The following is a 24,835-nucleotide window of genomic DNA, read 5'->3' as shown; positions in this document are numbered from 1 at the left end:
CCGGGGACGCTGAGGTCAGGCGGGGCTGGCGATCATGACCGCGGGCCGGGCCTTCGGCGCTTCCGGGGCCATTCCCGGGATGGCGTCGTCCACGGTGACGGGCTGGCCGCTCTTGATGAGGGCGATGGCCTCGCCCCGGTTCTCCACGGCGGGCGGCGAACCGCGAAGCGGCATGCCGGCGGTCTCGCGCACGGTGAGCATCGTCAGGATGCCGATCGCGGCGGCGCCCATCAGGTAATAGGCCGGGACCAGCGGATCGCCGGTGCGGCTGACCAGCCAGGCGGTGACCAGCGGCGTGGTGCCGCCGAACAGCGAGACCGAGAGGTTGAAGGCGATCGACAGGCCGCTGTAGCGCACGGGGGTGTAGAACAGCGCGGGCAGGGTGGAGGGCATCGAACTGGTAAAGCAGACCAGCGCCACGCCCAGCGTCATCAGGCCGAGGAAGATCAGCCAATCGTTGCCGCTGCCGATCAGCAGCATGCTGGGGATCGACAGGACCATCAGCGCCACGCAGGCGCCGATGATCATCGGCCGGCGACCGAGGCGGTCGCTGAACAGGCCGCCGACGACATTGAGCGGCATCATCACCAGCATGACCAGGATGATTAGCAGCAGGCCCTTGCTCTCGGCATAGCCCATCGTCACCGTCAGGTAGTTGGGCATATAGGTCAGCAGCATGTAGTCGGTCACGTTGAAGACGAGGACCAGTCCCACGCACTTCAGAAGCTGGCGCCAGTGCAGGCGGAACATGTCCGACAGGCCGGGGCGGTCCGCCTCGCGGGCGTCGACCTGCTCGCTATAGGCCTGGAATGCCGGGGTCTCCTCCAGCTTGAGGCGCATGTAGAGCCCCAGCAGGCCGAGCGGGCCGGCGACCAGGAAGGGCACGCGCCAGCCCCAGGACAGCATGTCCGCATCGCTGAGCGACATCTGCAAGGCCGTGACCGTGCCGGCGCCGGCGATATAGCCGCCGAGCGTACCGAATTCGAGCCAGCTGCCCATCAGGCCGCGCTTCTGGTCGGTCGAATATTCGGCGATGAAGGTGGCGGCGCCGCCATATTCGCCGCCCGTCGAGAAGCCCTGGACGAGCCGGGCCAGCAGCAGCAGGGCCGGTGCCGCCAGGCCGATCCGGTCATAGGAGGGAATGAGGCCGATGGCGAAAGTGCCGGCCGCCATCATCACCATGGTCAGGGCCAGGATCTTGTGGCGCCCGTAGCGATCTCCGAGCGGGCCGAACACGAGGCCGCCAAGCGGGCGCACGAGGAAGGCCGCCGCGAAAGTCGCCAGAGTGGCGATGAGCTGAACTGTGGGGTTGCCCGAGGGAAAGAAGACATGGCCGAGCGTGACGGCGATGTAGCCGTAGACGCCGAAATCGAACCATTCCATGGCGTTGCCGAGCGCGGCAGCGCCGACCGCGCGCTTCAGCAGCGAGCGGTCTACCAGGGTAATGTCGTCAATGGCCATTTCACGGCGGGATTTGAACCAGCCGAATTGCGCATGTTGCGCAGCGGCGCCAGATTGCGCATTTCGCGCAACAGGATCGTGCATGTCTGTCTCCGTTCACGCCCGGGCAGGCGCAACGAAGCGGCACCACGATCACCAGGCGAGAGAACGGCCGCAAGGCGGCCGTAAAGGGATGCGATGCCGACAGGGCATCAAGCGGGGGAGGCGCCCCCATAGACAGGTTTGCGGAAAAAGGGGCTGCTAATGGCCGAACCGTGCCTCTGCGGCGATGAGTCGAAAATACGCACGACTGAGTCGGCGGCGATTGTGCATCGCCGCCGACCAGGTTTTCGTCAGTTCAAAAGGGATCAGAACTGGAAGTTGACGGATGCCGAGAAAGTGCGCGGAGCACCGATATAGGCATAAGTCGTCGCGGTATTGGTGATGCCCGCGTCGTCGAAGGCACCGTAGTAGAACTTGTCGAACAAGTTGGTGACGTTGACTTGTACGAAGGTCTTGTCGTTCAGGCCCAGGAAGCCGAGGTTGAGCCGTGCGTCGAGGTTGACGACGGTATAGGCCGGGACCTTGGCAGCCCAGAGCTGGTTGCCCGAACTGTCGACCACGGCGGCGTTGAGGCTGTTGTAGTAGCGCGATCCGGTCTTCTTGACTTCCACGCCCAGCGATGCGGGGCCGGCATTGCCTTCCACGCGGCCGCCAAAGCTGTAGTGCGGCACGCCGCCTTCCATCTTGCCGGCGGTTTCCGCGTAGCTGGAAGCGCCGGTCTGCACGTCGTCGCGGATGCTCGACCAGAGGTAGGAGCCGAACAGATAGGCCGAGACGTGCTTGTCGGGACGGAACGAGACGCTGCCGTCGATGCCATAGCGGTCCACGGTGCCGAGGTTGGTGTACGTGGAGGTCTGGGTGTCCGGGTTGTAGGCCGAGGACAGGCGGTTGGAGAAGATCGTGTACCAGCCCGCGACCGATGCCTGGAACATGCCCGAACGGTAGCGCAGGCCGAGGTCGAAGTTGTCGGTCGTTTCCGGCTTGGGATCGGCCGAGCCGTCCGAATAGTAGAAGGCGTTGGTGTAGAGGTTGTCCGTGCCCGGGACCTGCAGGCCCTTGGAATAGTTGGCGTTCATCGACAGGGCCGGGGTGAAGTCGTACGTGAAGCCCACGTTCGGCAGCACGCGGCTATAGTCGAACACCTTGTTCTGCGGCGCTGCATAGGTCGTGGTCAGGCTGGCCTCGTAGGCGGCCAGGCTGTCCGCATCGGCAAGGCAGTTGACCGAGCCGCTGTTGCTGTAGGTCACGCAGTTCTGCGTCAGGTTGCGGCGGAAGAACGGCACGCGCAGGCCGCCGACGACGTGGAGCGAGTTGTTGACGAAATCGCCCGAGTATTCGCCCGAGACCTGATGCAGGATCGCGTAGGACAAGCGGTCGCGCTTCTGCAGGACGTTGCCGTTCACGTCGGTCAGCGCATCGTCGGTGTTGAAGTAGTTCGATGCGAAGCCGTTCGAGTCCAGGTAGCCCAGCTCGCCGGTCTGGTGGTGGCGGCCGCGATCGTAAGTATAGGCCACGCGGACACGCTGGTTGTCCGAAAGGTCGTAGCGCAGCGAGGCGATCACGCCGATGCGGTAGGTTTCGGTCTGGCTGGGCGCGGAAAGGCGTACCGTGTCCAGCGTATCGCCGTCTCCGTTGAGGTCTACGCCGCCGAAGTAGGGGGTGCCGCCGATATAGCCGCTGGCGATCGTGCTGCTGTAGCTGCCTTCCTTGGCCGCCACGGTGCCGCCGCCGTTGGCGGAAGTATACTGGAGATAGGGATCGACCGTCAGGGTCAGCTTGTCGCTGAGGGTGAAGCGCGAATTGATGCGGATGTTCGCGGTCTTAGACGGGTTGTAGCGATATTCCCAGGCCGATCCACAGGAACTGGCGGCATCGGCCACGCCTTCGGTGCCGGCCGGGATGGTGCAGCGCGCGACGGTATAGGCGTCACGCTCGTCGGCATTGGTGGGGATGCCGCTGGTGTTGGTCAGGGCCCAGTCAGAGGCCATGGTGTTGTGATTGACGTTGTAGTGGCCCGAGATCGCGATGAAATCGCCGTTGCTGCCCAGCGGCTGGTAGAGCTTGGCGTTGAACTGCGTCTTGTCGATCTGGCCGATGCCGCCGTAGAGCGCGTCGTACGTGTCCTTGGAGGCCGAGAACCAGGCGCGGGTGCCGGACGAATTGAGATCGCCGGTGTTGACCATGCCGAACACGCGCATCTTGCCGTAATCGCCGACGGTGCCGACCATGCGGGCGCCGAATTCGTGGCTGGGGTCGATGGAGCGGTAATTGACGGTGGAACCGGAGGCCGAGGCAGTCGGCGAATCGACATCGGTCGTGCCAAGGTTGACGTTGACCTGCTCGATCAGTTCGGGATCGAGCTGTTGATTGGTATAGAGTGCATAGTTGCCGGTATCGTTCAGCGGAATACCGTCGAAGGTCTGCGAGATGCGGCTGTCATCGAAGCCGCGGATCATCAGGCTGCCGCCCGAGGAGCCGTAGCCGTCGTAGCTCTGGAAGTTCACGCCGGGGATCAGGTTGATGATCTCGTCGATCGACTGGCCCGGCGTCTCGCGGCCGATCACGTCCTTGGTCAGGACCTGCTTGGCCTTGGGCGTGTTCGGAATCTCGATTCCGGCAATGTCGTTCTGGGTGCGGCCGGTGACGACGATTTCCGACTTCTCGAAATCGAGCGAACCGGTGGACTGGGCGCGGGCCGGGGCGGAACCGAGCACGCAAGCAACCGCGAAGCTCGCCGCGGAGGCGGCGAGAACGGAACGTTTCTGCATTGGATTTACGACCTCATTGGTTCCCCCTGAAGGGGGCATCATGGCTTCAGCATGCGTCTCCGGGCCTCGGGAAGCACAATCGTCCGCCAACGGTCGTCTTCGGGCAGCCAGGGCGTCGCTGCTGCCGAAGCCTTAATCGGTTTTATGTGACAGTGTCGAGACAGTTACCGTAGAGTTGAACTGACGAAGATACCAAACTCTATTTGGTGAGGACTTTATGAAACGGCGTAAATCCACATTTCAATCGGATTTCAACTCTGTTGCATCGACTTGATACAGTCGTGACCAATTGTATCGGCGTCGTCAATCGCGAACGACTTCGCCTTCACCGCGAATCGATGTCGCCGGAATGCGGATTTCGGCGATCAATCCGCCGCCGTCGCGGTTGCGCAGGCCGATCGCGGCGCCGAACGTACCGACCTGGGCCTGGGCGATCGCCAGGCCGATACCGGTGCCGTTGCCCTTGCTGGACGACAGGCGGCGGAAGGGCTGGAACGCCAGTGCCAGTTCGTCCTCGGGCAGGCCCGGCCCCCGGTCCGCCACGCGGATCACGAGGTCCGCCCCCTCGCGGTGGCAGCTCAATTCCGCACTGCCGCCGTACTTGAGCGCATTGTCCACGAGGTTGCCGAGCGCGCGCGCCAGGGCATGGGGCTTGACCCGCGCTTCGACATCGCAGCCCTGGCTGAAGACCACGCGGTGCCCGAACTCGGCGGCGTCCTCCGCCGTGCTGGAGAGGATGGAATCGATGTCCAGCACCGACCAGGGTTCGCGGATCTCGCTGCTGCGGGCAAGGTCCAGCCCGTCGCGCACCATCTGCTGGGTCACTTGCAGGTCGGCGACGAGCCGGTCGCGCAAGGCTTCGTCCTCCACTTGCTCCAGCCGCAGGCGCAGCCGGGTGAGCGGGGTCTGGAGATCGTGCGTGACGGAGGCCAGGATCTGCGTGCGTTCGCGCAGGCCTTCGCGCACGCGCTCCTGCGCGAGGTTGAAGGTCTCCAGTGCGGCGCGCACTTCGCTGGGGCCCTTGACCGGGATCGGCTCGAACTCGCCGACCAGCGAGAAGGCGCGGGCGGCGCGTTCCATGCGGCGCAGCGGCGTGGTCGCCAGGCTGGCCGCGAGCAGGCCCAGCAATGCCCCGGCGACGATGATGAGTTCGATATAGGGCGGCCCGACGCGGTGCCGGTTCCAGCTGCGGTCGGGCCAGAGGTCGACGACATAGTCCAGCTTGCGGTCCCCGGCATCGACGCGGATGAACCAGCAGTCCGGCAGCGGGTCGGTGTTCATGCCCGCCGCGTGAGGATAGCGCGTCAGCTGGGCGAAGCATTCGCCGTTCAGCAGCGGCATGACCTGGGCGGGACGGCCGAGGCGCTCGGATAGGCGGCGCGAGAATGTCGGGTCCGGTGCGGTCATGCGCCATGCGGGATTGGCATCGTGCGCCCCCAGGATCACGCCGCGTGACAACAGGTTGGCGGTCCTTAGAGGCTGCCGCTCGAAGCGGTGAGCGATGTCTTCGGCGCTGTCGAGCGCGGCATCGACCTGGTCCCTGCGGAACGTATAGTGGCCCAGGCCGTCGGAGGCCTGCAGCGCCAGGATCGCCGAGGCCGCCATGCCCAGTGAGAGCACCAGCGTCAGGCGCCCGGCCAGCGAGCGCGGATAGTCGCGCAGGCGTTTCAGGAAGCCGGGTTTGACAGGTTCGGCGCTCGTCATTCGAAGGCGATGGGTCCAGGCAGGACGTAGCCTTCGCTGCGCACCGTCAGGATCAGTTCGTCGCCGCCCGGCTCGCTGGCCAGCTTGTGGCGCAGGCGGCTGATCTGGATGTCTATCGAGCGGTCGAAGGCGACGGTGGCGCTGCGCTCGGGCAGCAGTTCCTCACGCGAGAGCACCTGGTTCGGCGCTTCGATGAAGCGTGAGAGCAGGCGGTATTCGGCGGAGGAGAGCATGACCAGCCGGTCGTCGTGAGTGACCAGGCGGCGCTGGTGCAGGTCCAGCCGCCACGGGCCGAGGCGCGCGAAACGGGCGACGCGGGGGCGCTGGCCGCCCTGTCCCGCCGCGCCGTCGAACACGCGCGAGCGGCGCAGGAGATTGCGCACGCGGGCCAGCAGCTCGCGCGGTTCGAAAGGCTTGGTGAGATAGTCGTCCGCGCCGAGTTCCAGGCCGAGCACGCGGTCGATCGGGCCTTCGCGCGCGGTGACCATCATGATCGCGCCCTGATGTCCGGCGGCGCGCAAGTCGCGGCAGATGTCCAGCCCGTCGCCGTCCGGCAGGTTGAGGTCCAGGATCAGCAGGTCCACCGGATCGCCCTGGAGGCAGGTGCGCAGTTCGGCCACCGAGCCGACCGAATCCACGCGCTGCGGCTCGCGCGAAAGCTGCGCGGCGATGAGTTCGCGAATGTCGGGATCGTCCTCGAGGACGATGATGCGGCCTTCCGGCGCATCGCTCTGCGGGATCATGAATGAAGCCATAAACGCGCTGCCCGGTGAAGTCTGCCCTGGTGATACACGATGAAACAATAGGCTACCGCTAGCAACTTGACGATACGCGCTGTTGATTGCCGTTCCGTGCTGCGGCGCACAATTGCAGGACCAAAGCTGCAAACGTGCACAGGAGCCCCCCGCTTGCGCCCTTCGTTCAAACATTTCGCCATGGCCCCGATGCTATCCATGGCCGCGCTTTCGCTGGCGACGCTGAGCCTTGGCGGGTGCGGCCAGCAGCAGGCCATGCCGCAGCAGGACGTCGAAGTGGGCGTGGTGACGCTGCGGGCCGAGCCGGTGACGGTCTCCACCACGCTGTCGGGCCGCACCGCTGCGACGACGGTGGCGGAAGTGCGCCCGCAAGTGGACGGGGTGATCCAGTCGCGCCTGTTCGAGGAGGGCTCGCTGGTCCACGCCGGACAGCCGCTCTACCAGATCGATTCGCGGCTCTATCGCGCGTCGCTGGATACCTCGCGCGCGCAGCTGGAGAACGCGCAGGCCACGCTCTACAGCGCCGAGGCCAAGGCGAAGCGCTATCGCACGCTCGGAGACAGCGAGGCGGTGAGCGGACAGGACCGGGACGAGACGATCGCCGCCGCCCGCGCCGCGCAGGCCGCCGTGCACCAGTACCAGGCTACGAGCCGCAGCGCCGCGGTGAACCTGGAATTCACCCGCGTGCTGGCCCCGATCACGGGGCGCATCGGGCGCTCCTCGGTAACCAAGGGCGCGCTCGTCACGGCCAGCCAGACCGACGCGATGGCGACGATCCAGCAGCTCGATCCGATCTTCGTGGATATCACCCAGTCCTCGGCCGACCTGCTGCGCCTGCGCAGCGCGCTCGCCAAGGGCAGCATGATGCCGGCCAGCGCGAAAGTCTCGCTGACGCTGGAGGACGGCACGAAATACCCGGGTGAGGGGACCATCGAGTTCAGCGAGGTCAATGTCGATCCCCAGGCCGGAACGGTGACCCTGCGCGCCCGCTTCCCCAACCCGGACGGCCTGCTGCTGCCCGGAATGTTCGTGAACGTCGCCGCGCCGCAGGGCGTGGTGCAGAACGGAGTGCTCGCGCCGCAGCAGGGCATTTCGCGCGATGCCAAGGGCAACGGCACGGCGCTCGTCGTCGATGCCTCGGGCAAAGTGGAGCAGCGCAAGGTCGTGACGGGCCAGGCGATCGGCGACAAGTGGCTGATCGCCAGCGGGCTGAAGGCGGGCGACCGCCTGATCGTGGAGGGCACCGACAAGGCCCGCGCCGGGGCCAAGGTCAAGGCCGTCACCGTGAAGCTGGGCGACTGATCCGATGAACCTCAGCCGCTATTTCGTCGACCGGCCGATCTTCGCCTGGGTCATCGCCATCATCGTCATGATGGCCGGCGTCGCCGGCATCATGAGCCTTCCCGTCGCGCAATATCCCGATGTCGCGCCGCCCTCCGTCACCGTCAGCGCCACTTATCCGGGCGCTTCGGCGCAGACGCTGGAGAATTCGGTCACCCAGGTGATCGAACAGCAGCTGACCGGCATCGACAACCTGCTCTACTTCTCGTCGAGTTCGGACAGTTCCGGCTCCGCTTCCGTCACCGCGACTTTCGCCAAGGGCACCGACCCGGACGTGGCGCAAGTGCAGGTGCAGAACAAGGTGCAGCAGGCCAATTCGCGCCTGCCCACCCAGGTCCAGCAGCAGGGCCTCACCGTCACCAAGTCGGGGTCGGACATGCTGCTGGTGGTCGGCCTCTACGACGAGAGCGACAAGACCACTGACAGCGACGTGGCCGACTATCTCGTCTCGAATTTCCAGGACGATCTCGCCCGCGTCAACGGCGTGGGCGGGGTGCGCGTGTTCGGCGCGCAATATGCCATGCGCATCTGGCTCGACCCGGCCAGGCTGGCGGCGCGGCAATTGATCCCCTCGGACGTCACCAGCGCGATCTCGTCGCAGAACGTGGACCTTTCCGCCGGCCAGCTCGGCGCCGAGCCGCTGGCCAAGGGGCAGATGCTGAACGCCGTCGTCAAGGCGAAGTCGCGCCTGCAGACGCCCGAGCAGTTCCGCGACATCGTGGTGAAGACGCTGACGGACGGCTCCGTCGTGCGCCTTTCCGATGTGGCGCGGGTGGAGCTGGGACAGGAGAGCTATTCGACTTCGGCCCGCCTCAACGGCCATCCGGCTTCGGGCATCGGCATCGAACTGGCCTCCGGCGCGGACGCGCTCAAGACCGTGGCCGCGGTGAAGGCGCGTGTCGACGAACTCGCGCAGGGCCTGCCTAGCGGCTACAAGATCGCCTACGCCCGCGACACCAGCGACTTCGTGAAGCTTTCGATCAAGGAAGTGATCGAGACGCTGGTGATCGCCATCGTGCTCGTCGTCCTGGTGATGTACGCCTTCCTCCAGAGCTGGCGCGCCACGCTGGTGCCGGCCATTGCCGTGCCGGTCGTGCTCATGGGCACCTTCGGCATCCTGGCGGTGCTGGGCTATTCGATCAACACGCTGACCCTGTTCGCCATGGTGCTGGCCATCGGCCTCCTCGTCGACGACGCCATCGTCGTAGTCGAGAATGTCGAGCGCCTGATGCACGAGGACGGCCTCAGCCCCTATCGCGCCACTGTCCGCTCGATGGAGGAGATCGGCTCCGCGCTGGTCGGCATCGCGCTGGTGCTTTCGGCGGTGCTGTTGCCGATGGCGTTCTTCGGCGGCTCGACGGGTGTGATCTATCGCCAGTTCTCGGTCACCATCGTCTCGGCCATGGCGCTTTCGGTGCTGACCGCGCTGATCCTCTCGCCCGCGCTCTGCTCCACTTTGCTGAAACCGCGCGAACATGAAGATCACGCGCAGGTACCCGCCACGGGCCTGCGCGGCGCGGTGCAACGGGGCCAGAAGCGGATCGACGGCTGGTTCGGCGGCTTCAATCGCTGGTTCGACCGCATGACCGGCCGCTATGTCGACACGACCGAGAAGCTGATCGCCCGCCGCCGCGTGTGGCTGGTGGTCTACGGACTGGTGATCGTCGCGCTCGTGGTGGTCTTCACACGCCTGCCCACCGGCTTTCTTCCGACCGAGGATCAGGGCCAGGTCATGGTCGTCTACCAGCTTCCCGCCGGCGCGACCTCCGAGCGGACCGACAAGGTGCGCGAACAGATCGAGGCGGCCTTCGCCTCCGAAGGCGACAACGTGCCGCTGCGCTTCACCATCGGCGGCTTCAGCTTCAACGGAGCGGGCCAGAACGCGGGCATGGGCTTTGCCAGCCTTGCGCCGTTCGACGAGCGCAAGGATTCCAGCAAGAGCGCCGCGGCGATCAGCGGACGGATCATGGCCAAGCTGGGCAAGATCCGCGATGCGCAGGTCTTCGTGATGACGCCGCCTTCGATCCAGGGGCTGGGCCAATCGAACGGGTTCTCGTTCCAGTTGCTCAATTCCACCAACATGGACCGAGCCAAGTTCGTCGCCCTGCGCGACAAGCTGATCGCGGCGGCCAACCAGGATCCCAAGCTCTCGCAAGTCCGCGCCTCCACCCTGCCGGATACGCCGCAGTTCGACATCCACTACGATGACGCCAAGCTCTCCGTCCTCGGCCTTTCGGTGGACAATGCCACTGACACCCTGAGCACGGCCTGGGGCGGCACATACGTCAACGACTTCATCGACCGTGGCCGCGTGAAGAAAGTCTACGTCCAGGGCGAGGCTACCGCGCGCATGCTGCCGAGCGACCTCGACAAGTGGTTCGTCCGCTCGACATCGGGCACCAATGGCGACGGCACGAGCAAGATGGTGCCGTTCTCCGCCTTCACGACGATGGGTTGGGAAACCGGACCGAACAGCCTCTCTCGCTTCAATGGCCGCTCGTCCTACACGATCCAGGGCGATGCCGGGTCGGGCTACAGCTCGGGCGATGCGATGAAGGAGATGGTCGCGCTGCAGCAGAAGATCGCGCCGGGCACGAGCTATGCCTGGAGCGACCTGTCCTACCAGCAGAACCAGTCGAGCGGGCAGGCGGTCTACCTCTATGCCCTGTCGATCGCGGTGGTGTTCCTGTGCCTTGCCGCGCTTTACGAAAGCTGGTCGGTGCCGCTGGCGGTGCTGCTGGTGATCCCGCTCGGCGTGATCGGTGCGGTGATCGCGGTGGCCGCGCGCGGGCTGGAGAACGACATCTACTTCCAGGTCGGCCTGCTCACCACCATCGGCCTTGCCGCCAAGAACGCGATCCTGATCGTCGAGTTCGCGGAAATGTCCTGGCGCGACGGCAAGGACATGCTCCACGCCGCGCTGGAAGCGGCCCGCGTGCGCCTGCGACCGATCATGATGACCTCCATCGCCTTCATGGCCGGCGTCGTCCCGCTCGCCATCGCCAGCGGGGCAGGCGCGCAAGGCCGCATCGCCATCGGCACTGCCGTGCTGGGCGGCATGCTGACCGCGACGGCGCTGGCGATCTTCTACGTGCCGATGTTCTTCGTCGTCGTTGCCAAGCTCTTCCACCGAGGCGGCAAGGACGACGCTGCCCGGGACCTGCGGCCTGCATCGCATGCCGAAGTCCTGGGCACCCCATCCGAAGGAGAGGCCTGAGCCTCCCCTCTCTCCCCATTCACCGGCGCGGAACAGTCGCACCCTCCCGCGCCGGTGAAGCCCGGAGCCCCATCAGGTCGGGGCTCCGGGCACCTTCATCGAGGAACCAGTCGATGCGTCGCACCCTGATACCGCTCCTTGTCGCCGCCACGGCCCTTGCCGGCTGCAACATGGCGCCCAAGTACGTCCAGCCCGAAGCGGCCGCGCCTGCGCAGTGGCCGCAAGGCGCGGCCTATGCCCCTGCCGAAGCGGGCGAGGCGGGCATGCCCTGGCGCACGCTCCTTGCCGATCCGCGCCTGCAATCGGTGATCGAGCGGGCGCTTGCGAACAACCAGAACCTCCAGGCCAGCCTGGCCAATGTCGCTTCGGCGCGGGCGCAGTACCATGTCGAGCGGTCGTACCAGTTGCCGACCCTGGCCGGCACGGCCAGCGCGACCGGCACGCGCGGGCTCCGGTCCTCGCAGGGCGATACCCAGACCTACAGTGCCAATGCCGGCTTCAGCGCCTTCGAACTCGACTTGTTCGGGCGCCTCAAGAACCAGAGCCGCGAAGCGCTGGAGACCTATCTCTCGACCGAGTCCGGCTATCGCTCCGCCAGGCTGACGCTCGTGGCCAATGTGGCGACGGCCTATGTCACGCTCGCCTCCGACCGCGATCTGCTGACCTTGGCTCAGGAGACGCGCGCCAGCGGCCAGCGCTCGGTGGACCTGACGCAGAGCCTGCTGAAATCGGGGCTTGCGGCGGCCGGAGACCTGGCCTCGGCGCAGACGGTGCTGGAGCAGGCCAACTCCGACGTCGCTTCGCAGACGACGCTGGTGGCGCAGGACCGCAATGCGCTGGAGCTGTTGGTGGGCGGGTCGGTGGAGGATGCTCTGCTGCCCGCCTCGCTGGCCGAACTGGACGCGCGCATCGGCCAGGTTCCTGCCGGCCTTTCCTCCGAAGTCCTGCTGCGCCGCCCGGACGTGGTGGAAGCCGAGCATCAGCTGAAGGGGGCCTATGCGCAGATCGGGGCGGCCCGCGCGGCGTTCTTCCCGACGATCTCGCTGACTTCCGCGCTCGGCCTGGCCAGCACGGCGCTGGGGGATCTCTTCACCGGCGGCGCGCTCGGCGCCAGCGGCACGGCAAGCGCGAGCCTGCCGATCCTGGGCGGCACCAACAAGGGCAACCTCGAATATGCCAAGGCGCAGCGCGAATATTACCTCGCCACGTATCGCGCGGCGGTGCAGTCCGCCTTCAAGGATGTCGCCGACGCGCTCGCCCGGCGCGGCACCATCACCGAGCAGCGCGCCGCGCAGGACCGGCTGGTGACGGCGGCGGAGAGGAGCTACCGCCTGGCAGACGCGCAGTACCGGGCGGGGACGGATACTTATCTCGATGCGCTGGTCGCCCAGCGGTCGCTCTACGCCTATCGCCAGACCCGGATCGCGACGATCCTGGCGGACCTCACCAACCGGATCACCGTCTACAGCGCGGTGGGCGCGGACGATACGCTGGCAGGGCCGGTGAGCGCTGCCACCTAGGGCCCGACCCTAAGCGACCGCGGCGGCGCGTCTCGGGCCGTGCGCGGTCAGGCAGGAGACGACGCTTGCGCCCATGCAGGCGATGGCCAGCATTTCGGGAACGGTCGGCAGCCGGGCTTCCCAGAGGAAGGCGTAGAGCAAGGCGAAAGCGGTCTCGAACAGGATCATCTGGCCGACCATGGTCAGCGGCAGCAGGCGGCTCATGGTGTTCCACAAGGCATTGCCCACGACCGAGGCGAACAGCGCGACCGCGCCGGACACCGCCAGGAACCGGTACCATGCCGCCGCATCGTGCGCGGCCGGTTCGAGCAGGAGCGCGAGCGGCACCAGCACCACTGCCTGCAGTCCGGTGACGATGCCCAGCAGCAGACTCCAGTCGTGGGCGGAGACATGCTCCAGCCGCACCAGCCAGCGGCTGTTGATGATGGCGAACGTCGCCCAGGACGCCAGCGCGCCCACCGCGCAAAGCAGCCCGATCAGCGGCATGATACCGGCCTGGGCATGGCTGCTCGCCAGGGTCTGCCAGCCGATGCAGCCGATCGCGCCGATGCCGAGCAGCAGCGAGGGCGCCAGCCGCGCCAGCGAAGGCGCGCTGGCATCGCGGCTGCCGACGATGGTGACGACGACCGGGATGAAGCCGATGATGAGCGACGTCACCGCGATCCCCGCCATCTGTACCGCGCTCGACAGCAGGATGTAGTAGAGCGTGTTGCCCAGCAGGCTGAGCCAGGCCAGCGCGATCCACTCGGTACGGCCGAGATGACGCACCAGCATCGGCCACCTGGGCACCAGCAGCGCCGCCGCGATCAGGCCATAGGCAAGATAGCGCCCGGCGGCGAGGTAGAGCGGGCCGAAGTCTCCCGCCAGTTCCGGCGCGAGGAAGACCAGCCCCCAGACCGCGCCGGCCGCTGCGCCGAACCCTACTCCGACAATCGTGTTCCGCGCGTCCGACACTGCTGACTCCGTCCAGAAAGGCGGCAGGTTGCAACGGTTGCCCGCGGGGGTCTTGTCCCCGTCTACGCCGGTTTTGACCGAGGCTCCGGCCCGGTCTCGCCCTGCGTCTCTGGCGGGCTCTCCGCGATCGCATCCTGCATCTGGCGGCGATAGGCCGCCGGCGGCAGCCCCGTGGCCTTGCGCAGGGCGCGCGTCAAGGCGCTCTGGTCGGAATAGCCGAAGCGATAGGCCAGTTCGGCGATGGAGCGATGCCCCGCGGCCAGCGCCTCGCGCACCCGCTTCAGGCGCAAGTCGGAAAGCCAGGCGCGCGGCGTGGTGTCCAGTTCCTGGCGGAACAGCTCGTGAAGGCGGCTGACGCCGACACCGGCATGGCGGCCCATCGCCGCGGCCGTCCAGTCCCGGCCCGGCTCGGCCTCCAGGGCCGCGAGCAGGGCGGCCAGCCGCAGGCGAGAGCGCGGCATGCCGCCTGCCAGCGTATCGAGGAACAGCGGTGCCCAGCGATCCACCATGGCCTGTGTCGTTTCCGCCGAGGCATCCTGCTGCGCGGCCATCAGCGCCATGAAGTCCACCAGCTTGCCCGCGGCAGGCGAGAGCGCGGTGTAGGGGCGCCGGATCAGCTCCTCGCGCAGGCGCGGGGCCAGCGCCTCGGGGTCGAGGTCGAGAATGAACGAACGGTTCGGCACCGCGCTCACCTGGTCGTGGAGCGTGTCGCTTTCGACGAAGGCCATGTCCCCGCGCAGGATCGCCGCGCCGCGCGTACCGATCTCCATCGACAGCGCGCCTTCCAGCGGCAGCACGATCTGCGCGAAGCCGTGCCGATCGGTCGTGCTGTCCGGGCCGTAGCTGCGCATGTCCAGGGAAAGGGTCGGTGGCGGCGCCATGCCCCCGTCTACCACCGATCGCCGCCCCGGCGACAGACAGTTTCGCTATCGGGACTGGCGGGCGGCTGGCGGGCGGGGCGCTGGCCGTGCGCAGGAACTGGCAGGTGCAAGGGTTGAAACCGGCTGGCAAGGTCGTGTAAGGGGCCGCCATTCGCAAGGAGCCCGGTGAGAATCCGGGTGGCTATTCCGGCCGCCGATCCGCCGGACAATCTCGCATGACTTCCTTCATTCAGCACCGGCACTGCCGGCGTCATGCGCAATTGCGGACTTTTTCCATGTCCAATGCTCTCACCCGCTATCGGCGGCAGTGGTTCAGCGACGCCCCGACGGCGCGCCGCGACGTGCTTGCGGGGATCGTCGTCGCCCTCGCGCTCATTCCCGAGGCCATCGGCTTCTCCATCATCGCCGGGGTCGACCCGCGCGTCGGCCTCTATGCCTCGGTGGCGATCGCCATCGTGATCTCCATCACCGGCGGCCGCCCGGCAATGATCTCGGCCGCGACGGCCGCGGTGGCCGTGCTCATCGGCCCGCTGGTGCGCGATCACGGCCTCGAATATCTCTTCGCGGCAACGATCCTCATGGGCCTGTTCCAGATCGTCGCGGGCCTGTTGCGGCTCGACCTGGTGATGCAGTTCGTCTCGCGCTCGGTAATTACCGGCTTCGTCAACGCGCTGGCGATCCTGATCTTCATGGCGCAGCTGCCCCAGCTGACCCATGTGGGCTGGGAAACTTACGCCATGGTCCTGGGCGGGTTGGCGATCATCTACCTGTTCCCGCGCCTGACCCGGGCCGTGCCGTCGCCGCTGGTGGCGATCCTGGTGCTTTCGGCCATCGGCATCGCCATGGGCCTGCCCGTGCACACGGTGGGCGACATGGGCCGCCTGCCCGAGGGCCTGCCGAGCTTCGCGCTGCCGCAGGTTCCGCTGACGCTGGACACCTTGCGCATCATCCTGCCCTATTCGCTGACGATGGCCGCCGTCGGCCTGCTGGAATCGCTGCTGACCTCGCAGATCGTCGACGACATGACCGATACCGACAGCGACAAGCGCCGCGAATGCGCGGGCCAGGGAAGCGCCAATATCGTGGCCGCCCTGTTCGGCGGCATGGGCGGCTGCGCCATGATCGGCCAGTCGGTGATCAATGTCAGCTCGGGCGGACGCGGACGGCTTTCGACGTTCGTGGCCGGCGCCTTCCTGCTGTTCCTCCTGGCGGTGCTCGGCCCCTGGGTCGGCCGCATTCCCATGCCGGCGCTGGTCGCGGTGATGGTAATGGTCTCGATCGGCACGTTCAGCTGGGCCTCGATCGCCAACTTGCGCCGCCATCCGCCGACATCCTCGGCGGTCATGCTGGTGACGGTCGTGGTCGTCGTCGCCACGCGCGACCTGTCACTGGGCGTGCTGGCGGGGGTCCTGCTTTCGGGCGTGTTCTTTGCGGGCAAAGTGCAGCGCATGTTTGCGGTGGAGCGGGCGCTTTCCGCCGATGGCACGCATGCCACGTACCGCGTCACCGGGCAGATATTCTTCGCCTCGGTCCAGCGCTTCACCCGCGCGTTCCAGTCCGAGAGCGAGGCCTCGCACGTCCTTATCGACGTTTCGGCCGCGCATTTCTGGGACATCTCGGGCGTCGGCGCGCTGGACAAGGTGGTCGCCCGCCTTCGCAGGGAAGGCCGCAGCGTGGAGATCGACGGCTACAACCGGGCCAGCGCCGATATCGTCGACCGATTCGCCCTGCATGACAAGACCGGCTTCGAGACCGGCGCGACGCCGCATTGACGATGAAGCTCCGGGACTGCCTCGCGCCGTCCCGGAGCGCGTGGCACCGTTCAGCCGGTGCCTGCCGTATCGCTTCCCGTGCGGATCAGAAGTGGCCCGAGCAATAGGCCAGCAGCAGGATGATGGGGATCGGAACGCCGATCAGCCAGAGAAGTCCCGAACGCATGGTTTTTCCTTTCCAATTGTTCGGGAAACAATCCACGGAAGCAGCCGCGGTTCCCGTCAGGACGCGGCCGGGGCACCCTCTTCGGCGGGCTGGAACTGCATCGGACCGCGCATCCCGAGACGCTCCGAGACGATCGTGGGCACCAGGGCCTGCCCCGCCACGTTGACCGCCGTGCGGCCCATGTCCAGGATCGGGTCGATCGCCAGCAGCAGCCCCACGCCCTCCAGCGGCAGGCGCAAGGTGGAGAGCGTGAGCGTCAGCATGACGACGGCGCCGGTCAGGCCGGCCGTGGCGGCCGATCCGATCACCGAGACGAAGACGATCAGCGCATAGTCGGAAAGTTGCAGCGGCACGCCGTAGAACTGGGCCACGAAGATCGCCGAGATCGCGGGATAGATCGCCGCGCAGCCGTCCATCTTGGTGGTCGAGCCCAGCGGTACGGCGAAAGCGGCATAGGAGCGCGGCACGCCGAGGCGCTCCGTCACTTCCTCGGTCACCGGCATGGTGCCCACCGAGGAGCGCGAGAGGAAGCCGATCTGGATGGCCGGCCAGGCTACCGAGAAGAACCGGATCGGGTTGATGCCGTGAATCAGCAGCAGGATCGGGTAGACGGCCAGCAGGACGATCGCGAGGCCGATGTAGACCGCGCCGGCAAAGGCGCCGAGCGCCGAAAGAGCATCCCATCCATAGCTCACCACGGCATTGGCGATCAGCGCGGCGGAGCCCAGTGGGGTCAGCGCGATGAGCCAGCGCAGCATCTGGCGCAGCACGAGGTTGGCGGACGTCATGAAGGTCAGGAACGGTTCCGCCTTGTCACCGATGCGCACGGCAGCGGCGCCCACCGCCACGGCCGCGATGATGATCTGCAGGACGTTGAACGAAACGGCGGTTTCCGGGCCGTCCGCCTCGATGGTGGTCGATGCGGTGATGCCCAGGTAATTGGCGGGGACCAATCCTTTCAGGAAGTCCAGCCAGCCGCCCACCGCCTTGGGGACTTGCGCGGCGCCGGCATCGACGCTGGCGTGAAGGCCGGGCTGGATCGTCAGGCCCAGGGCTATGCCGATGAGCACGGCGATCAACGCGGTGATCGCGAACCACAGCAGGGTCTCGCCCACCAGCTTCACCGCATTGTCGAGCCCGCGCAGCGCCGCGACGGAGGCGATGATGGCGGTGAAGACCAGCGGCGGCACCAGAGTGCGCAGCAGCTGGACGAAGATCTGGGCGATCGTGTGGAATGTCTCGCTCGCACCGCTGGCCAGCGCACTGTCGGCACCCAGTTGCCGGACCACCAGTCCCGCGCCGAGGCCGACGACCATGCCCAGCATGACCTGAGTCCCGAAACCGGGAAGCCATAACCGTTGGGAGCGCGGGGAATTCGACATTCGCTTACTTTCGTTACCGGCTTGCCGCCACTGGCCTGCTTCGCCGGTGCGGGCCATCGGCGGTGCTGGCCGGAAGGCCCGGGCCGCAGCCCATTTCGTCGCTTGCGGCGCATCCTGCAAGGGCAGGCGGCCGCAAACTGTCGATCCGGGCGCTCGCACACTGCCCCTTCAATGTCAACTTAATCGGTAGACAATACGTCCGATCCGGCGTTCTCCGCCTCCATGCCGCGCGGCCATAACGTAAAGATAGACTTCCATAACTTTATGGTTTGGAATACTATAGCAATAACAAAGCAATAAGCGATTGCCCTTGCGCAATTCAAATTGGTCGAGAGCGTGATGGAGTGCCAATGCGCGACGCTTCCAATCCGTGCAGTCACCAGACCGGCAAAGCATTGATTGCGCGCTGTTCCTGCTTTCCTGAACCGGAAGGCCGGATCGCGCGTGTCCTGACCGTTTCTGTTCGCCTTTTTCCGCGCTGCGCGATTCTGAATCGCATGTGAAATCAAAGCAAGGAGGTGCCGAATGCGGGGCACGAAGTACGACGCCAGGAAGCACGACGCCAATATGCCGACAAGGGCATGGCTCTTCCTGCTGGGGGTGGTGGTCGTGGCCGCCGGGCTCTTCTTCACGATCGGCGGCGCGAAGCTCGTCAGTCTGGGGGGCAGCCTCTACTTCGTACTGGCCGGCCTCGCGCTGATGGTCTCGGGCGTGCTCATCGCGCGCCGCCGGCCGATCGGTGCACTGCTGTTCGGCGCAGTCTTCCTGCTGACGGTTCCCTGGGCGCTCTGGGAAGTGGGCTTCTCGTTCTGGCCGCTGATCTCACGCCTCCTGGCCATGGCCGTCGGCGCGACGGTGGTTGCGGTCTCCTATCCGCTGCTGCGCCGCGCTGCCGGGCTGGCTCCGGCGTGGAAACCCGCGCTGGGCGTGGCGGCGGTCGTCGGGCTTGCCTCGGCCGCGGGTTTTGCGGGCATGTTCGTGCCCCATGCGACCGTTGCCTTCTCGGGTCCGGAAGGCGCTCTGGTCCCGGTCGATCCCGCGCATGAGCAGAAGAACTGGGAAGCCTATGGCAACACCAGCGGCGGCAGCCGCTTCGCCGCGCTGGACCAGATCACCCGCGACAACGTGAAAAACCTCAAGGTCGCCTGGACCTACCGCACCGGCGACGTGGCCGTGAGCGACGGCAATGGCGCCGAGGACCAGGATACCCCGCTTCAGGTAGGCGATACCGTCTATATCTGCACGCCGCACAACAACGTCATCGCGCTCGACGCCGATACCGGGCGCGAGAAGTGGAAGGCGCGGATCGATGCGCGCGCTTCCGTCTGGAACCGCTGCCGCGGCCTGGCCTATTTCGATGCCAGGGCACCCCTTCAGCAGCCGGCGATGCCCGGATCGAGCCCGGTGACCGCCGTTACCGTGCCTGAGGGCGCGCCGTGCCAGCGCCGCATCCTGATGAACACCATCAATGCCGAACTGATCGCGCTCGATGCCGAGACCGGCAAGTTCTGCCCGGACTTCGGCAACGGCGGCCGCGTCGACCTCAAGGCCGGGCTCGGCGATGCGCCGGACCCGCAATATCAGCTGACCTCGGCGCCGACCCTGGCCGGCACTACCGTGGTCGTCGGCGGCCGCGTGGCGGACAACGTGCAGGTCGATATGCCGGGCGGCGTGATGCGCGGCTTCGACGTGGTCACCGGCCAGCTGCGCTGGGCCTTCGATCCCGGTAACCCGGGGATCACCGGCATGCCCGCACCGGGCCAGACCTATACCCGCTCCACCCCCAATGTCTGGGCGGCGATGTCCTACGATCCGGCGTCGAACACCGTGTTCATGCCGGTGGGCAGTTCCTCGGTCGATCTCTACGGCGTTCCCCGGAGATCGCTGGATCACCGGTACGGCGCCTCGATGCTGGCGCTCGATGCCACGACCGGCAAGGAGAAGTGGCACTTCCAGACCGTCCGCAACGACCTCTGGGACTTCGACCTGCCGATGCAGCCCAGCTTCATCGACTTCGCGGCCAAGGACGGGCGGACGGTCCCGGCGCTGGTCTTCGGCACCAAGGCCGGCCAGCTCTACGTGCTCGACCGCGCGACCGGCAAGCCGCTGACCGAAGTGGCCGACGTCGCGGTCAAGGCCGCGGATATTCCCAACGAGCCTTACGCGCTCACCCAGCCGCGTTCGGTGGGCATGCCGCAGATCGGCGTGGGCCCGCTGACCGAGGCGGACATGTGGGGCGCCACGCCTTTCGACCAGCTCCTTTGCCGCATCGCCTTCAAGGGCATGCGCTACGAAGGGCTCTACACCGCGCCGGGCACCGACAAGTCGCTCAGCTTCCCGGGATCGCTGGGCGGGATGAACTGGGGCGGGCTTTCGACCGACCCGACCACGGGCACGATCTTCGCCAACGACATGCGCCTGGGCCTCTGGGTGCGCATGGTCGCCCAGACCAAGGCGCAGGCGGGCAAGGCCGGCGCCGCGGGCGAGGCGATCAACACCGGCATGGGCAGCGTGCCGCTGAAGGGCACGCCCTATTCGGTGGTGAAGGACCGCTTCCTCTCCGCGCTGGGCGTTCCCTGCCAGGCCCCGCCCTTCGGCACGCTGACGGCGATCGACATGAAGACCCGCAAAGTGAAGTGGCAGGTCCCGGTCGGCACCGTGCGCGATACCGGCCCCATGGGCATCAAGATGGGCCTGCCGATCCCGATCGGCCTGCCGACCCTGGGCGGAACTCTGGCCACGCAGGGCGGCCTGGTCTTCATCGCCGGTACCCAGGACTACTACTTGCGCGCCTTCAACGCGGCGAACGGCAAGGAAGTCTGGAAGGCCCGTCTGCCCGTCGGCAGCCAGGGCGGGCCGATGAGCTACAAGTCGCCGCGGACGGGCAAGCAATATGTCGTCATCACCGCAGGCGGTGCGCGTCAGTCGCCCGACCGCGGGGACTACGTGATCGCTTATACCCTCAAGTAGCGGCTGGGGGCGGCGCCGGTCGTCGCCCCATATTCCTTCAAACGAAAGCAAGCCCGCGTCACGCAGGACGGCGGGGAGGAGGGGGCCTTGGCCCGACGCATCCAGACCTTGATTCGCCGTGCCGCCCGGACCACCGGGTTCGGGCTGCTTCTCGCCGCGCCGCTGGTCGCGCTTCCCGCTCATGCGGATGAGCCGGAAGCGCCGCAAACCGCCGGGCCGGTCGAACCCCCGGCCGCCGCCGAAAAGCCGGTCCCGCCGCCCGCCGGGCGCGAGACCCTCACGGGGGACTGGGGCGGCTTGCGCACCCGGTTGAAGCAGTCGGGCGTGACCTTTCGCGGCGACTACGTCTCGGAGACATTCTCGGCCGTGGATGGCGGAGAGCGCCGCGGCACCACGTACGTCCAGCAAGTCCGCATGGGTACGGATCTCGACATGGAGCGCCTGGCCGGCTGGCAGGGCGCCACCGTGCACCTGACCGTGAACGACCGGCGCGGCGTGGGCCTCTCTTCGGACTACGTGGGCAATCGCCTGCCGATCCAGGAGGCGGCCGGCGGCTATTACGCGCGCCTGACAGAGGCCAGCATCGAGCAGAGCCTGATGGGCGGCAAGCTCGACCTGCGGCTCGGCTATTTCGCCATGGGCAACGATCTGGGCGGCATGCCGATCGGCTGCAATTTCGTGAACGCGGCCTTCTGCGCCCATCCGCTTTCGATGTCCGGCGACAGCGGCTGGTACAACTACCCCAATGCCCGCTGGGGCGCGGCCTTGCGCTATCGGTTGCGGCCGGACCTGATCGTGCGCACCGGGCTCTACCAGGTGAACCCGCGCCTCAACGATCAGGACAATGCCTGGAACCCCTTCGCCGGCGGCACCATCGGCGTGCTCCTGCCGCTGGAGTTCGAATACGATCCCGGCGCGGCGAAAGGCAGCCGCGTCCTTCCCGGGCACTACAAGGTGGGCGGCTATTACGATACGTCTCGCGTCACCCGGCAGGGCGGCGGCGGCACCGTGAAAGGGCGCTACGGCTTCTATATCCTGGCGGACCAGATGATCTGGCGCGAGGGTGGGGGGCGGAGCGGCAGCAGCCGCGGCCTCTCGGTCTTCGGGCAGTTCACGGCCAATCCGCAGATCTCGGCGCAGATCACCCGCTGGTACGCGGGCGGACTGGTCAAGACCGGGACGTTCGCGGGCCGCGATGCCGACACCGTGGGGCTGGGCTTCACCCACGCCGTGGTCGATCCGCGCCTGCGCCGCCTTCATGTCGATACGGCGCCGGTGCCGGGCAGCTATGCCTCGCTGCCGGCAGGGGAAACGGCCATCGAACTGAGCTACGGCTTCCAGGCGAACCGCTGGCTGGTGGTGCGTCCGGACGTGCAGTACATTCTCGACCCGGGCGCGTTCAGCTTCCGCTCCACGGCGAATGCGCTCGCGCTCGGCTGTCAGGTGAGGATGCAGTTCTAGGCTTTCGGGCGGCCGCCTTTTCGCCGCGTGCGATGAAATCGATTCCTTGAGCGTTGGGCAGTGGATCGTCTGTCCGTCCCGCCACGTTCCACTATCAGCCGATGCAGAGCGCGCCCCCGCACCCCGGCCGGGGCCGGTCTCGGCATAGCAGAACGACACCAAGGAGAGCATCGATGAATCGGCGTGATTCGAACTTCGGCGGCCAGCAGTCCGGTGGTTACCGCAACGAAGACTCCGACTGGGAAACTCCCCGCCAGGCCAACCAGTGGCAAAGCGAATCCCCTCGCCAGACCGGCGGCTGGGGTAACGACGAAGACCAGCAGACCCGCTATTCCGAAGAGACGCGCCGCCGCCGCGCCACGTCCGCGGAGGACCTGGAAGGCCGCTATCGCAGCGATCCCCGCGACGAGTCCGGCTATCGAGCCGCTGGCCGCGACGGGGCGGGCTATCGAGAGGGCGGGCGAGCCGGCGGACGCTATGGTCGCGAGCGCGGCTACGGCGAACGCGCCTATGGCGACGACTACAGTCGGCGCGGCGGTGACCAGTCCTATCGCTTTTCGGGCGACCGCGGCGCGTATCCCAGCCGCGAATACGATGCCAGCGGCGGCAACGACTTCGCTAGCTTCACCAGCGAGGACTACGGCGGACGGGACTTTTCTGCCCGGCGCGGCGGTGGGGGCGGACTGAGCCCGAGCTTCAGCTACCGCCCGACGTTCGACACGTTCGGCCGCGGATATTTCGGCAGCCGCGGCTATGGCGAACAGGAAAGCGAAAGCCGCAGCCCGCGCGATTACGGCGAGTGGCGCGAATATGGCGAGGAACGCGGCTTCTTCGCGAAGGCCGGTGACGAGATCGCCAGCTGGTTCGGCGACGAAGAGGCCGCCCGCCGCCGCGAGGACGACCATCGCGGTCGCGGTCCTTCGGACTATACCCGATCCGACGAGCGGATCCGCGAGGATGTGAACGACCGCCTGACGCAGGACTGGCGTGTGGATGCCACCAATATCCGCGTCGTCGCCAAGGACGGCGAGATCACGCTGGACGGCACCGTGGGCAGCCGCAACGCCAAGCGCCGTGCGGAAGACCTTGCCGATGACGTCACCGGCGTGAAGCACGTCCAGAACAACTTGCGCGTCACCGGCGGCACGAACTGGACGGACACCGGCCAGGGGGCTTCGGTTCCCGGCTCGGCACGGACAGGTGCCACGGCCACGGGTTCGACCGCAACTGGTTCGACGACGACTGGTTCGAGCGCGAGCGGGCTAACCCCCACTTCGGGTTCGAGCACCACAGGTAGCTCTTCGTAAGCGATCACGACCGCTTGCGAAGGTTGGCCGCGGAGTTCCCCAGGGAACTCCGCGGCCTTTCCTTTGGGCCTGTGGGATGTGCGGCGGGCGTGGGAGGATCAGAGCCAGCGGGTATGGCGGAACCACGCATAGAGCGTGGCGCAGAGCACAGCGATCACGGTCAGCACCCCGAAATAGCCGTAGCGCATGTGCAATTCGGGCATGTTCTCGAAGTTCATGCCGTAGATGCCCGCAATCGCGGTGGGGACAGCCAGGATGGCGGCCCAGGCGGCGAGTTGGCGAGTGATCGTGCCCTGGCGCTGCGATTCCAGCAGGTGGCTCACTTCGAACACCGTCGTCAGCACTTCGCGCAGGCTGGCGACCATGGAATCGACGCGGCGCACATGATCGAAGACATCCGCGAAGTAGGGCCGCACCGCCGCATCCAGATAGGGCACGTCGAGGTGGACGAGCTTGCTGCTCACTTCCGCCATCGGCCCCAGCACGCGCTGGAACCGGATCAGTTCGCGGCGCAGGCCGAACAGGCGCATCACGTCCTCGCGGTCGAGGAAGGCGTCGAGCGCGCGCTTCTCGATCTCCAGCACGTTTTCCTCGATGGTCTCGACGATGGGGAGGTAGCCATCGACGATGAAGTCGAGAATGGCGTGAAGGACGTAGTCGACGCCATTGGAGAGCAGGGTGGGCGCGGCCTCCAGCTGGGCGCGCAGCTCGGTATGGGCCCGCGCGGAACCGTGGCGGACCGAGATCACATGGTGCTTGCCCACGAACACCGAGGTTTCCCCATAGACGATCTCGTCGCCTTCGAGGTGAGCGGTGCGGGCGATGACGAAGAGCTGGTCGCCATAGATATCGACTTTGGGCAACTGGTGCGCCTTCAGCGCATCCTCGACGGCCAGGGGATGGAGGCCGTAGGTCTTCTGGACCGCGCGCAGTTCGGCTTCGGTCGGCTCATGCAGGCCGATCCAGACGAAGTCCTCGCCCTGGCCCTGGGGCCGGTCCTGGATCGGCGGGCAGTTTTCGAGCGAGACCGGCTCGGCGGGGTGGCCCTGGCGATAGAGGCGGGCGGCAATGACGGACATCGGGGCGTTTTTCCGGAATTCTGGTGACTTCGCCGATTACGATAGCGGCGGGGGG

The 24,835-nt window shown here is 66.9% G+C and carries 16 protein-coding genes and 1 other annotated feature; of the genes, 8 read left to right on the top strand and 8 right to left on the bottom strand.

Annotated features, from left to right (window positions below):
- Window positions 1–15: 15 nt before the first annotated feature.
- The 4 genes from proP to EDF58_RS20120 all read right to left on the bottom strand — a co-directional run bounded on the left by proP (window position 16) and on the right by EDF58_RS20120 (window position 6,718).
- Window positions 16–1,545, bottom strand: a complete 1,530-nt coding sequence (proP, locus tag EDF58_RS20135) for a glycine betaine/L-proline transporter ProP (RefSeq protein ID WP_132268844.1) — start codon at window positions 1,543–1,545, stop codon at window positions 16–18.
- Between the two features lie 263 nt (window positions 1,546–1,808).
- Window positions 1,809–4,271 (bottom strand): TonB-dependent receptor, encoded by a 2,463-nt coding sequence (locus EDF58_RS20130; RefSeq protein WP_132268842.1) that lies wholly within the window; start codon window positions 4,269–4,271, stop codon window positions 1,809–1,811.
- Window positions 4,272–4,574: 303 nt separating this feature from the next.
- The gene (locus EDF58_RS20125; protein WP_132268841.1) at window positions 4,575–5,975 is read right to left on the bottom strand and encodes an ATP-binding protein; all 1,401 of its coding nucleotides are present in this window, start codon (window positions 5,973–5,975) and stop codon (window positions 4,575–4,577) included.
- Complete coding sequence (locus EDF58_RS20120) at window positions 5,972–6,718, bottom strand: response regulator transcription factor (RefSeq protein ID WP_132268970.1); 747 nt, start codon at window positions 6,716–6,718, stop codon at window positions 5,972–5,974. Before EDF58_RS20120 ends, EDF58_RS20125 begins: the two co-directional genes overlap by 4 nt.
- A gap of 192 nt (window positions 6,719–6,910) precedes the next feature.
- Between EDF58_RS20120 and EDF58_RS20115 the strand changes: the two genes are divergently transcribed.
- From EDF58_RS20115 to EDF58_RS20105, 3 genes are all read left to right on the top strand, one after another.
- Window positions 6,911–8,032 (top strand): efflux RND transporter periplasmic adaptor subunit, encoded by a 1,122-nt coding sequence (locus EDF58_RS20115; protein ID WP_132268839.1) that lies wholly within the window; start codon window positions 6,911–6,913, stop codon window positions 8,030–8,032.
- Between the two features lie 4 nt (window positions 8,033–8,036).
- Window positions 8,037–11,288 (top strand): efflux RND transporter permease subunit, encoded by a 3,252-nt coding sequence (locus EDF58_RS20110; RefSeq protein WP_132268838.1) that lies wholly within the window; start codon window positions 8,037–8,039, stop codon window positions 11,286–11,288.
- 113 nt (window positions 11,289–11,401) lie between these two features.
- A complete protein-coding gene (locus tag EDF58_RS20105) occupies window positions 11,402–12,808 on the top strand; it encodes an efflux transporter outer membrane subunit (protein WP_132268836.1) in 1,407 nt (468 codons plus the stop codon).
- A gap of 9 nt (window positions 12,809–12,817) precedes the next feature.
- Here EDF58_RS20105 and EDF58_RS20100 read toward each other — a convergent pair whose 3' ends face one another.
- Both EDF58_RS20100 and EDF58_RS20095 read right to left on the bottom strand, forming a co-directional pair.
- Entirely contained in the window at window positions 12,818–13,762 is a 945-nt protein-coding gene (locus tag EDF58_RS20100) for a DMT family transporter (protein ID WP_132268835.1), read from the bottom strand.
- 62 nt (window positions 13,763–13,824) lie between these two features.
- Complete coding sequence (locus tag EDF58_RS20095) at window positions 13,825–14,643, bottom strand: AraC family transcriptional regulator (protein WP_132268833.1); 819 nt, start codon at window positions 14,641–14,643, stop codon at window positions 13,825–13,827.
- 154 nt (window positions 14,644–14,797) lie between these two features.
- Window positions 14,798–14,854 (top strand) — a sequence feature (sul1 is cis-regulatory element that is thought to sense ions involved in sulfur or methionine metabolism; They are found in Alphaproteobacteria).
- A 64-nt stretch (window positions 14,855–14,918) separates the two neighbouring features.
- On the opposite strand from EDF58_RS20095, the gene EDF58_RS20090 reads away from it, so the two are divergent.
- Complete coding sequence (locus EDF58_RS20090) at window positions 14,919–16,415, top strand: SulP family inorganic anion transporter (RefSeq protein ID WP_132268832.1); 1,497 nt, start codon at window positions 14,919–14,921, stop codon at window positions 16,413–16,415.
- A 222-nt stretch (window positions 16,416–16,637) separates the two neighbouring features.
- Here EDF58_RS20090 and EDF58_RS20085 read toward each other — a convergent pair whose 3' ends face one another.
- Window positions 16,638–17,963, bottom strand: coding sequence for a dicarboxylate/amino acid:cation symporter (locus EDF58_RS20085; protein WP_132268830.1), 1,326 nt, complete (start codon window positions 17,961–17,963; stop codon window positions 16,638–16,640).
- Window positions 17,964–18,313: 350 nt separating this feature from the next.
- Here EDF58_RS20085 and EDF58_RS25945 point away from each other — a divergent pair, with 350 nt between their 5' ends.
- The 4 genes from EDF58_RS25945 to EDF58_RS20070 all read left to right on the top strand — a co-directional run bounded on the left by EDF58_RS25945 (window position 18,314) and on the right by EDF58_RS20070 (window position 23,701).
- Window positions 18,314–18,466 (top strand): hypothetical protein, encoded by a 153-nt coding sequence (locus tag EDF58_RS25945; protein ID WP_165921496.1) that lies wholly within the window; start codon window positions 18,314–18,316, stop codon window positions 18,464–18,466.
- 22 nt (window positions 18,467–18,488) lie between these two features.
- On the top strand, window positions 18,489–20,933 hold the full coding sequence (locus EDF58_RS20080) for a glucose/quinate/shikimate family membrane-bound PQQ-dependent dehydrogenase (protein ID WP_132268829.1): 2,445 nt from the start codon (window positions 18,489–18,491) through the stop codon (window positions 20,931–20,933).
- 87 nt (window positions 20,934–21,020) lie between these two features.
- The gene (locus tag EDF58_RS20075; protein WP_243654396.1) at window positions 21,021–22,394 is read left to right on the top strand and encodes a carbohydrate porin; all 1,374 of its coding nucleotides are present in this window, start codon (window positions 21,021–21,023) and stop codon (window positions 22,392–22,394) included.
- Between the two features lie 173 nt (window positions 22,395–22,567).
- Window positions 22,568–23,701, top strand: coding sequence for a BON domain-containing protein (locus tag EDF58_RS20070; protein WP_132268827.1), 1,134 nt, complete (start codon window positions 22,568–22,570; stop codon window positions 23,699–23,701).
- 98 nt (window positions 23,702–23,799) lie between these two features.
- On the opposite strand, the gene EDF58_RS20065 is transcribed toward EDF58_RS20070, so the two are convergent.
- Entirely contained in the window at window positions 23,800–24,780 is a 981-nt protein-coding gene (locus EDF58_RS20065; RefSeq protein WP_132268825.1) for a magnesium and cobalt transport protein CorA, read from the bottom strand.
- Window positions 24,781–24,835 lie beyond the last annotated feature (55 nt).

This window comes from Novosphingobium sp. PhB57, assembly GCF_004342985.1.
In the GTDB taxonomy this organism is placed as follows: Bacteria; Pseudomonadota; Alphaproteobacteria; order Sphingomonadales; family Sphingomonadaceae; genus Novosphingobium.
This window is presented reverse-complemented; position numbering and strand designations above follow the sequence as displayed.

Excerpts from the sequence above, each read along its gene's own strand:
- EDF58_RS20130 (WP_132268842.1), bottom strand. The coding sequence starts at position 4,271 with ATGCAGAAACGTTCCGTTCTCGCCGCCTCCGCGGCGAGCTTCGCGGTT.
- EDF58_RS20065 (WP_132268825.1), bottom strand. The coding sequence starts at position 24,780 with ATGTCCGTCATTGCCGCCCGCCTCTATCGCCAGGGCCACCCCGCCGAG.
- EDF58_RS20095 (WP_132268833.1), bottom strand. The coding sequence starts at position 14,643 with ATGGCGCCGCCACCGACCCTTTCCCTGGACATGCGCAGCTACGGCCCG.
- EDF58_RS20085 (WP_132268830.1), bottom strand. The coding sequence starts at position 17,963 with ATGTCGAATTCCCCGCGCTCCCAACGGTTATGGCTTCCCGGTTTCGGG.
- proP (WP_132268844.1), bottom strand. The coding sequence starts at position 1,545 with ATGCACGATCCTGTTGCGCGAAATGCGCAATCTGGCGCCGCTGCGCAA.
- EDF58_RS20105 (WP_132268836.1), top strand. The coding sequence starts at position 11,402 with ATGCGTCGCACCCTGATACCGCTCCTTGTCGCCGCCACGGCCCTTGCC.
- EDF58_RS25945 (WP_165921496.1), top strand. The coding sequence starts at position 18,314 with ATGCGCGACGCTTCCAATCCGTGCAGTCACCAGACCGGCAAAGCATTG.
- EDF58_RS20070 (WP_132268827.1), top strand. The coding sequence starts at position 22,568 with ATGAATCGGCGTGATTCGAACTTCGGCGGCCAGCAGTCCGGTGGTTAC.
- EDF58_RS20080 (WP_132268829.1), top strand. The coding sequence starts at position 18,489 with ATGCGGGGCACGAAGTACGACGCCAGGAAGCACGACGCCAATATGCCG.
- EDF58_RS20090 (WP_132268832.1), top strand. The coding sequence starts at position 14,919 with ATGTCCAATGCTCTCACCCGCTATCGGCGGCAGTGGTTCAGCGACGCC.
- EDF58_RS20120 (WP_132268970.1), bottom strand. The coding sequence starts at position 6,718 with ATGATCCCGCAGAGCGATGCGCCGGAAGGCCGCATCATCGTCCTCGAG.
- EDF58_RS20115 (WP_132268839.1), top strand. The coding sequence starts at position 6,911 with ATGGCCCCGATGCTATCCATGGCCGCGCTTTCGCTGGCGACGCTGAGC.
- EDF58_RS20125 (WP_132268841.1), bottom strand. The coding sequence starts at position 5,975 with ATGACGAGCGCCGAACCTGTCAAACCCGGCTTCCTGAAACGCCTGCGC.
- EDF58_RS20110 (WP_132268838.1), top strand. The coding sequence starts at position 8,037 with ATGAACCTCAGCCGCTATTTCGTCGACCGGCCGATCTTCGCCTGGGTC.